This window comes from Pseudonocardia pini (assembly GCF_013870575.1).
Taxonomy (GTDB): domain Bacteria; phylum Actinomycetota; class Actinomycetes; order Mycobacteriales; family Pseudonocardiaceae; genus Pseudonocardia; species Pseudonocardia pini.
Window position 1 is genome coordinate 1 of the sequence record NZ_JACBXB010000164.1, and the last position, 8,796, is coordinate 8,796.

The window sequence follows — 8,796 nt, forward strand, 5'->3', positions numbered from 1 at the left end:
CCCTTCGCCGCGTACGCCGAGGCCTTCCAGGCGCCCCTGGACGCGATCCTGACCCCCGAGGGCGCCGCCGCCACCCCGGGCATGGCGGGGCTCTGCCTGATCGGGCAGAACGCGCGGCTGCACGCGATCGCCGGGCCGCTGGTCGGGCGCTACCTGAAGGCGGACCCGTCCACGACGGAGCCGTGGGCGAGCCTGCTGCGGGACAACACCCCCGGCTCGGTCCGGCTGCCCGTGCCGCTGTTCGTGGCGCAGGGCGGGGCGGACACCCTGGTCCGGCCAGAGACCACGGCGGCGTTCGTGGCCCGGGAGTGCGCGCTGGGGACCGCGGTCACCTCGCTCACGGTCCCCGGCGCCGACCACGGGTTCATCGCGGCCGACGCCCTCCCCCAGCTGCTCCCCTGGCTCGCCGCGCTGCCAGGGAGCCCGCGGGGCACCTGCCCCGCCTGATCGCGGGCCGGTCTCACGCCTCCGCCGAGCGCGCCTCCTTGGCGGTGGCCTTGGCGGCCTTCCGCAGCGAGGCGAGGGTCTGGCCCGCCAATGCCTTCGACGCGATCGAGTCACCGATCTGGCGCGGGGTCATGTGCCCGCGCCCCGACGGCGCCAGGTACTTCTCGCCGTTGAGGCCGACCTGGTACTCCAGGTTCGACGCGACCCGCGCGAACCGGGTCCGACCACCCCGTCGCACGCCCTCCCACTTCTCCACCCGCACCGCCAACCGGCAGCACGTGCAGGTCAGACGGCGGAGGAACAGACCCTCGTCGTCCACCTCGGTGAAGTGGATCCCCGCCTGCCGGATCGTCGGGAACAGGTGGCGTCCCCGCTCCCGGCACATGAGGACCTCGTCGGACACACCGTCGACGTACAGATCGACGTCGTCCTCCGACGCCTTGACGTACCCGACGTCCTGCTGCTGCTCACCCTGGATCGACAGACCTGCCGTCGTCTCGGGTGTCTCGTTCGCCAACCCCGTCTCCTCTCGTTCAGCGGCAAGGTATCCGCAGATCACCGATCCGACACGACACCGTGACCGACATCGTCGGAAATCCTCGCCGAACCGCGGTCGACACCCTCCCACCGACGAGGTCCGGCGCGGGCACGCACCCGGGGAGGGGACAGGTCCTGCGCCCCGCCCGCGGCCTCGCTACTCTCCCAGGCGATACCGAGTGTCCCGAGGAGTCGAGTGACCGAGCCGATGCCTCCGATCGCGGCGCCCGGTCAGCGGGAGACCACGACGGCCCCCGTGCGGGTCCTGCTGGTCGAGGACGACGACGCGGACGCCCTGCTGGTGTCCGAGCTGTTCACCGACGGCGGCGAGATCCGGGACGTGGTCCACGTCCACCGCCTCGGCGAGGCACTGCCGCTGCTCGGCTCGGCGGACTGCGTCCTGCTGGACATGAACCTCCCCGACGCCGCCGGGCTGGACGGGTTGGCCCGGCTGCTCGCCGTCGAGGGCCATCCGGCGATCGTCGTCCTCACCGGGGACGTCGACGAGACCCGCGGACGCGCCGCCGTCGCCGCCGGCGCCGAGGACTACCTGATCAAGGGCCGGGTGGACGGGCAGCTCCTCACCCGCGCCGTGCACTACGCCGTCGAACGCAGACACGCCGAGCACCTCACCCGCCAGCTGGACCAGGCCCGGGCGCACGAACGCGAGAACCGCAGGCTCGGCCGGGGTCTGCTCCCCACGCCGCTGCTCTGCGAGCAGCCCCTGCGGCTGACCACCCGCTACCAGCCCGGTGAGCGGCAGCTGCTGCTCGGCGGGGACTTCTACGACTGCATCGAGACCGACGACGGCACGGTGCACGTGATCATCGGGGACGTCAGCGGGCACGGCCCGGACGAGGCCGCGGTCGGGGTCAGCCTGCGGATCGCCTGGCGCACGCTGATCCTCGCCGGGGTGCCCGCCGCGCACGTCCTCCCGATCCTGGACAAGGTGCTGGTCACCGAGCGCCACGACCCCACGCTCTTCACCACCGTCGCGATGGTCTCGGTCGCCGCCGACCGCGACCGCCTCGCGCTCTACCTCGCCGGGCACCCCGCGCCCCTGCTGCTCGACGGCACCGTCCCCCGGCTGCTGCCCGACCACGCGCTCGGCGTACCCCTCGGGGTGCGGCTGGGCACCACCTGGCCGCCGGTCGAGGTGCCGCTCCCCCGCGACTGGGCCCTGATGCTCTACACCGACGGGCTCATCGAGGCCCGGGACGCCGCGGGCGAGGTGCTCTGGACGGACGGCCTGCTCGAGCTGCTCACCCCGCAGCTCGCCGCCGCGGGCCCGGCCTGGCCCGACGACCCCGACCGCGTCCTGGACACGCTCCTCATCGCGGTCGACGAACGCGCCCCGCTGCGCGGCGACGACCTCGCCGTCGCCCTCCTCACCCGGACGGGGCCCGTGCCCCCGACGGGTTTGCCGACGATCTCCACGGGGGATCCGACGGGCGACCACGGCGAGGCCACCGTGCCCCGCGAGGACCGGACCGACGCGGAGGTGAGGCGGATGCAACAGCACTACGAGCCCACCCCCGAGTCCTGCGGCCGGGTCCGCCGGGACGTCCGGGTCTGGCTGGGCGGGTGGGGCGTGGACGAGGACGCCACGGAGGCCGCCGTCCTCGTCGCCAACGAGCTGGCCAGCAACGCCGTCGACCACGCCCGGACCCCGTTCACGGTGGCGCTCACGCTCGGCGCGGCGTCGCTGACCCTGGAGCTGGTCGACGGCTCCGCGGACGAGCCGCAGCTCCAGGTGCACGACGTCACGGCCGTCCGCGGTCGCGGGCTGCAGATGGTGGAGGCACTCTCCTCCACTTGGACCTTCCATCATCACGAAACGGGCAAGACCGTCACCGCGGAGATCGCCCTCGACGGCCCCGTGGTGTATCCGTAGGTCGAGCATCCGGGCCCGGTGCCGACCGATCCCCAGCGATCGGCACCGCGGAGGACGAGAGAGCGCGCGCACCCATGACCGAACACCCGACGCCCGAGTTCGACGGGACCGGGCTCGCCCCCCTGCACCTGGCCGCCACGCGGGTCCGCGACGGCGTCGTCGTGGTCGCCGTGCGCGGGGAGCTCGACAGCGCCACCGCCCCGCAGGTCACGCGCTACCTGCAACAGGCCACCTCGCCCGAGGTCGGCGTGGTCGCGCTGGACCTGTCCGGGGTCACGTTCCTGGCCTCCAGCGGGATCCAGATGCTCGTCTCCGCGCTGCGCGAGGACCAGGGCGTCGACGGCGCACTCCACCTGGTCGCCCCGAGCCCGGCGGTCGAGCGGGTCCTGCGGATCCTGGGCATGGACGAGATGTTCACCAGCCACGCCACCACGCAGGACCTGCTGCGCGTGGTCCTCGCCCCGCACACGACCCGGGACCCGTAGGGTCGCCGCCGCGGCGCCCGTCGCCGGTACCGCTCCGTCCATCGAGGTCCAGAGAAGCGCCTCCGCACCGCCGGGAGGCACCATGTCCGCCGAACCCACCCACCCGCAGAGCCGAGGCCGGGTGGTGCGGTCCGTGGGCCCACCGCGGGTCGGCCTCCTGTACCCCACCCGGGACTGCGGTGAGGACGACTACGCGGCGCTGGCCGCCGGCCTCGATCCCGCGGCGGCGATCGAGGTGAGCTACCTGCGGTGGTCCGCGGCCGTCGGGGACCTCGCGGACCTCGACCCCGCCGGCCGCCGGGCCGCCGTGGCCGATCTCGGCACCCTGGACGGGCTGCGGGCCGCCGCCGACGGCTTCATCGAGGCACCCGACGTCGTCACCCTGGCCTGCTCCTCGTGCAGCTTCCTCGGCGGCCTCGCGCACGCGACCGCGCAGGCCCAGGCCCTCTCGACCCACCTCGGTATCCCGGCGGGCAGCACGTCGCTCGCCTTCGTGGCCGGGTTGCGGCGGCTGGGGATCGACGCCGTCGGGCTCGCGTCGGTCTACCACCCGGAGGTCACCGCGGCCTTCGTCGACCTGCTCGACGAGGCGGGCGTGCGGACCGTGCACCGCGTGTCCGCCGACGCCCCGTCCGACCGCGACCTGGCCGGCTGGACGGCCGACCGGATCGCCGACCTGGTCCGGGCCGCCGACGCCCCCGGGGCCGCGGCCGTCCTGCTGCCCGAGACCGCCCTGCACACCGCAGGCATCCTCGGCAGGCTCGAGGCGCTCGTCGGCAAGCCGGTGCTCACCGCGACCCAGGTGACCCTGTGGCAGGCACTGGACCTCCTGGGCCACGCCGACCGCCAGACGGTGTTCCGGACGTTCTCCCGCAGCCTGCGCTGAGCGTGTCACCCGGACCGGTGGCGGGTACTGCCTGGAATGACCGCTTACGGCTGGCATGCGTCGCACGAGCAGGTTGCTCCGTCCGCCCTCCTGGAGGCCGCCGTCCGGGCGGAACAGGTCGGGTTCGACGCCGCGATGTCCTCGGACCACTTCTCGCCCTGGAGTGAGCGGCAGGGACAGTCCGCCTTCGCCTGGACGTGGCTCGGGGCCGCGCTGCAGGCGACCTCGCTGCCCTTCGGCGTGGTCAACGCACCGGGCCAGCGCTACCACCCGGCGATCATCGCGCAGGCCATCGGGACGCTGGGCGCGATGTTCCCGGGCCGGTTCTGGGCGGCGTTGGGGACCGGGGAGGCGAGCAACGAGCACATCACCGGGGACGACTGGCCCCGCAAGGACGTCCGCAGCGCGCGGCTGCGCGAGTGTGTCGACGTCATCCGGGCCCTGCTGCGCGGCGAGGAGGTCAGCCACGACGGGCTCGTCCGGGTGGACCGGGCGCGGGTGTGGACCCGACCCCCGGAGCCGCCACCGCTGATCGGCGCCGCGGTGAGCGTCGAGACGGCGCGCTGGTGCGCGGACTGGGCGGACGGCCTGATCACCGTCAACGCCCCGCACGAGCACCTGCGCGAGATGGTCGCGGCCTACCGGGACGCCGGCGGGCGGGGGAAGCTGCACCTGCAGGTGCACGTGAGCTGGGCGCCCGAGGAGGAGCAGGCCGAGGCGATCGCGCTGGAGCAGTGGCGCAGCAACGTCTTCCCGCCGCCCGCCTGCTGGGACATCGACACCGCGGAGACCTTCGACGCGGTGTCCACGCACGTGCCGATCGAGCAGGTCCGGGGATCCGTCCAGGTCTCCAGCGACCTCGGGCGACACGCCGCACTGCTGGCCGAGTTCGCCGACCTCGGGTTCGAGGAGATCGCGATCCACCACGTGGGCCAGGACCAGTCCGAGTTCCTCGACGCGTTCGGCGCGAAGGTCCTCCCCCAGCTGAAGGCGGCCGCGTGAAGCTCACCCGCACGTCGGACCTCTGGTGGAAGAACGCCGTCGTCTACTGCCTCGACGTCGAGACCTTCGCTGACTCCGACGGCGACGGCGTCGGCGACTTCCGCGGCCTGATCCAGCACATCGACCATCTCGACCGGCTCGGCGTCACGTGCCTGTGGCTGATGCCCTTCTACCCCACCCCGGACCGCGACGACGGCTACGACATCACCGACTTCTACGGCGTCGACCCCCGGCTCGGCACGCACGGCGACGTCGTCGAGCTGATCCGCACGGCGAACGACCGCGGGATGCGGGTGATCGCCGACCTCGTCGTCAACCACACGTCGGCCGCGCACCCGTGGTTCCAGGCGGCGCGCAGCTCGCCCGACTCGAGGTACCGCGACTGGTACGTCTGGCAGGACGAGAAGCCCGCCGACGGACCCGAGGGGGTCGTCTTCCCCGACCAGGAGACCTCGCTCTGGCAGTACGACCGCAAGGCCAAGCAGTACTACCTGCACCGCTTCTACAAGCACCAGCCGGACCTCAACGTCGCGAACCCCGAGGTCCGGGACGAGATCGCCCGGATCATGGGCTTCTGGATGCAGGTCGGGCTGTCCGGCTTCCGGGTCGACGCCGTGCCGTTCCTGCTGGAGACCGCGGGCCAGGACGACGCCGCCGCGCTGCCGGACCCCCACGACTACCTCGCCGACCTCGCCGCGTTCCTCCGCCGCCGCAACGGTGAAGCCGTGCTGCTCGGCGAGGTCAACCTGCCGTACCCGGACACGATGCCGTTCTTCGGTGCCCGGGACGGCGCGGGCTCCACCGATGAGCTGACGATGTGCTTCGACTTCGTCGGGATGCAGCAGATGTACCTGTCGCTGGCCCGGGCGGATGCCGAACCGCTGGCGAACGCGCTGCGGCAGCGCCCGGACCCGCCCGAGGACGGCCACTGGGCGACCTTCGTCCGCAACCACGACGAGCTGACTCTGGACAAGCTCACCGACGCGCAGCGCGAGGAGGTCTTCGCCGCCTTCGGCCCCGACGAGGACATGCAGCTCTACGGCCGCGGCCTGCGCAGGCGCCTGCCGTCGATGCTCGGCGGCGACGAGCGGCGGATCCGGATGGTCTACAGCCTGCTGTTCTCGCTGCCCGGCACCCCGGTGCTGTTCTACGGCGAGGAGATCGGCATGGTGGAGGACCTGAGCCTGCCCGGCCGTTTCGCCGTCCGGTCCGACATGGACTGGACGGCCGCCCAGGCGCAGACCAGGGATCCCGGGTCGCTGATGTCCTGGATGCGACTCCTCGTGGACAGCTACCGGGCCTGCCCCGAGCTGGCGTGGGGCACCTACACGGTGCTCGACCCCGGCTCCGCCGCACGCCCCGTCTTCGCCCACCGCTGCGACGCCGAGGGGACCACGATCCTCGCGCTGCACCACTTCGGCGACACCGAGGTCGTCGCCGAGCCGGTGCTGAAGGACCTGGCGGGGGCCGAGCTCGTCGACGTCCTCGACCCGGCCGAGAAGCCGGTGCGGCTCGACGCGGACGGCCGGGCGTCGATCCCCCTGCCGCCCTACGGTCTCCGGTGGCTGCGGACGAGCTGAGCAGGTCTCGTGGCCGGGCCTCCTGAGGGGCCCGGTGCGGGCGACCGGGCAGGGAGCGCCCGGCCGACCCGTCAGGACCGGGGCGTCAGGCGGGCGAGGCGGCGGGTGGTGGGCCACCGGACCGTGTCGGCCCAGCCGAGCCGCTCCAGCACCCAGATCACCCGGGCGGTGAGGTCGAGCTGTCCGCGGCCGATGCCGTGCCGGGCGCAGGTCGGGTCCGCGTGGTGCAGGTTGTGCCACGACTCGCCCATGGACAGGATCGCCAGCGGCCAGACGTTCGTCGCCTTGCCCGGGGCGTCCCAGGGGCGGTCGCCGAGCATGTGACAGATCGAGTTGATCGACCACGTCACGTGGTGCAGGACCGCGACCCGGGCCAGGCCCGCCCAGAAGAACGCGGTGAACGCACCCCACCACGACAGGGTGACCAGCCCGCCGACGAGGGCGGGGGTGAGCAGGCTGAGCACGGTCCAGAGCGGGAACAGCGCGCTGATCCGGGCGATGTCGCGGTCCGCGAGCAGGTCGGGTGCGAACCGCTCGGCGTTGGTGCGGTCCCGGGAGAAGAGCCAGCCGAGGTGGGCGTGGAAGAAGCCCTTGGCCAGCGCGAGCGGGGTGGTCCCGAACAGCCACGGCGAGTGCGGGTCACCCTCCTTGTCGGTGAAGGCGTGGTGGCGGCGGTGGTCGGCGACCCAGCCGATGACGTCGCCCTGCAGGGACAGGCTCCCGGCGACGGCGAGCCCGTTGCGCAGCCCCTTGCGTGCCTTGAAACCGCGGTGGGTGAAGTACCGGTGGAACCCGACGGTCACCCCGAAGCCGGACAGGAAGTAGAAGCCGACGGCGAGGCCGACGTCGAGCCACGACAGTCCCCATCCCCAGGCCAGCGGCACCGCCGCGACGAGGGCCACCATCGGGAGGACCGTGAAGAGGTAGACCAGCGCGGCCCGCCCGACGGGGCTGCGGCCCGCGATCACCGGCTTGGCGGCGGGCGCGTGCTCCTGCGGGTCGTGGGTCCGCCCGGGGGCGATGGGACTGAGGGTCATGCCTGGGGTGCTCGTCTCGCTCGGTGGGGGTGGTGCGCGCGACGCCCGAGGCGTCGCGGTCGATCCGCCGAGGTCCGGAGCGGAGGGAGGACGGCAGCGTCGACACGTCCTACCCGGGGTGAGTACCACGAGAGCGAGGTTCCCAACCGTCTTGCGACACGCCCCACAACTCATGACGGAGGCTCGTGGCCGGCGACGGTGCAGACGCGCTATGGTGAGCACAGGTCGTTCAGTTTCGGTGCTCGTGTTACGCACGCCGCAGAAACAGGTTGGCGGTAGGCCGTACCGGGTCCACAGGACGCGTACGTATCGCCTTCAAGGTCGGCCGGGCTGCACACAAGGTGTGGTCCAACCACCTGAGAGGGAGTCAGACATGGCACAGGGAACCGTGAAGTGGTTCAACGGCGAGAAGGGCTTCGGCTTCATCGCCCAGGACGGCGGCGGCGCCGACGTCTTCGTTCACTACTCCGAGATCGACGGCGGCGGCTTCCGCAGCCTCGACGAGGGCCAGCGGGTCGAGTTCGAGATCGGCCAGGGCCAGAAGGGCCCGCAGGCCCAGGGCGTCCGGGTCGTCTGATCTAGACCCCCAGCTCTAGAGAGAGCCCGTCTCCCCTCGGGGAGGCGGGCTCTTCTCGTGCGCGCCCTCGGCGAGCGCCCCGGCCACCAGCGTGGCGGCGGCCCACCGCATGGTCTCGGTGGCCCCCGCAGGTCCTCCCCCGCCAACCTGCTCATCCGTCGCCGACCGCCGAGCCGCCGCGTCAGCCGCCCGGGAGACCGACGACATCGACGCCGATCTCGTGCGCCGTTACCCGGAGCGCTACGCCACAGTGCCGTCGGCGAGGTCGCGGGCTAGTGGCCCGCCAGCGCCCGGCGGGTGCCGCGGGCGATCTCCAGGTCCTCCCGGGCGGGGACGACGAGGGTGCGGACC

At 73.0% G+C, this 8,796-nt stretch carries 9 protein-coding genes; 7 read left to right on the top strand and 2 right to left on the bottom strand.

Translation table 11 applies throughout. From position 1 onward, the window contains the following. Nucleotides 1–447 (top strand): alpha/beta hydrolase family protein (locus H5J29_RS12180; protein ID WP_376768522.1); only part of this gene is annotated, 447 nt, incomplete at its 5' end. A gap of 13 nt (nt 448–460) precedes the next feature. Here the strand turns inward: H5J29_RS12180 and H5J29_RS12185 are convergent. Continuing rightward, complete coding sequence (locus H5J29_RS12185) at nt 461–964, bottom strand: hypothetical protein (RefSeq protein ID WP_181781048.1); 504 nt, start codon at nt 962–964, stop codon at nt 461–463. A 216-nt stretch (nt 965–1,180) separates the two neighbouring features. Here H5J29_RS12185 and H5J29_RS12190 point away from each other — a divergent pair, with 216 nt between their 5' ends. The 5 genes from H5J29_RS12190 (at nt 1,181) to H5J29_RS12210 (ending at nt 6,831) form a co-directional block, all read left to right on the top strand. After that, nucleotides 1,181–2,878: an ATP-binding SpoIIE family protein phosphatase gene (locus H5J29_RS12190; RefSeq protein WP_181781049.1), complete on the top strand. Its 1,698-nt coding sequence runs from the start codon at nt 1,181–1,183 to the stop codon at nt 2,876–2,878. A gap of 74 nt (nt 2,879–2,952) precedes the next feature. Continuing rightward, nucleotides 2,953–3,363 (top strand): STAS domain-containing protein, encoded by a 411-nt coding sequence (locus H5J29_RS12195; protein ID WP_181781050.1) that lies wholly within the window; start codon nt 2,953–2,955, stop codon nt 3,361–3,363. An 82-nt stretch (nt 3,364–3,445) separates the two neighbouring features. Further along, entirely contained in the window at nt 3,446–4,249 is an 804-nt protein-coding gene (locus tag H5J29_RS12200) for a maleate cis-trans isomerase family protein (RefSeq protein ID WP_181781051.1), read from the top strand. 36 nt (nt 4,250–4,285) lie between these two features. Continuing rightward, on the top strand, nt 4,286–5,251 hold the full coding sequence (locus H5J29_RS12205; protein ID WP_181781052.1) for a TIGR03885 family FMN-dependent LLM class oxidoreductase: 966 nt from the start codon (nt 4,286–4,288) through the stop codon (nt 5,249–5,251). Beyond that, on the top strand, nt 5,248–6,831 hold the full coding sequence (locus tag H5J29_RS12210) for an alpha-amylase family protein (RefSeq protein ID WP_181781053.1): 1,584 nt from the start codon (nt 5,248–5,250) through the stop codon (nt 6,829–6,831). The genes H5J29_RS12205 and H5J29_RS12210 overlap by 4 nt, the downstream gene beginning before the upstream one ends. A gap of 71 nt (nt 6,832–6,902) precedes the next feature. On the opposite strand, the gene H5J29_RS12215 is transcribed toward H5J29_RS12210, so the two are convergent. Further along, nucleotides 6,903–7,868: an acyl-CoA desaturase gene (locus H5J29_RS12215; RefSeq protein ID WP_181781054.1), complete on the bottom strand. Its 966-nt coding sequence runs from the start codon at nt 7,866–7,868 to the stop codon at nt 6,903–6,905. A 373-nt stretch (nt 7,869–8,241) separates the two neighbouring features. On the opposite strand from H5J29_RS12215, the gene H5J29_RS12220 reads away from it, so the two are divergent. After that, nucleotides 8,242–8,445, top strand: coding sequence for a cold-shock protein (locus tag H5J29_RS12220; RefSeq protein ID WP_181781055.1), 204 nt, complete (start codon nt 8,242–8,244; stop codon nt 8,443–8,445). The last annotated feature ends 351 nt before the right edge of the window (nt 8,446–8,796 follow it).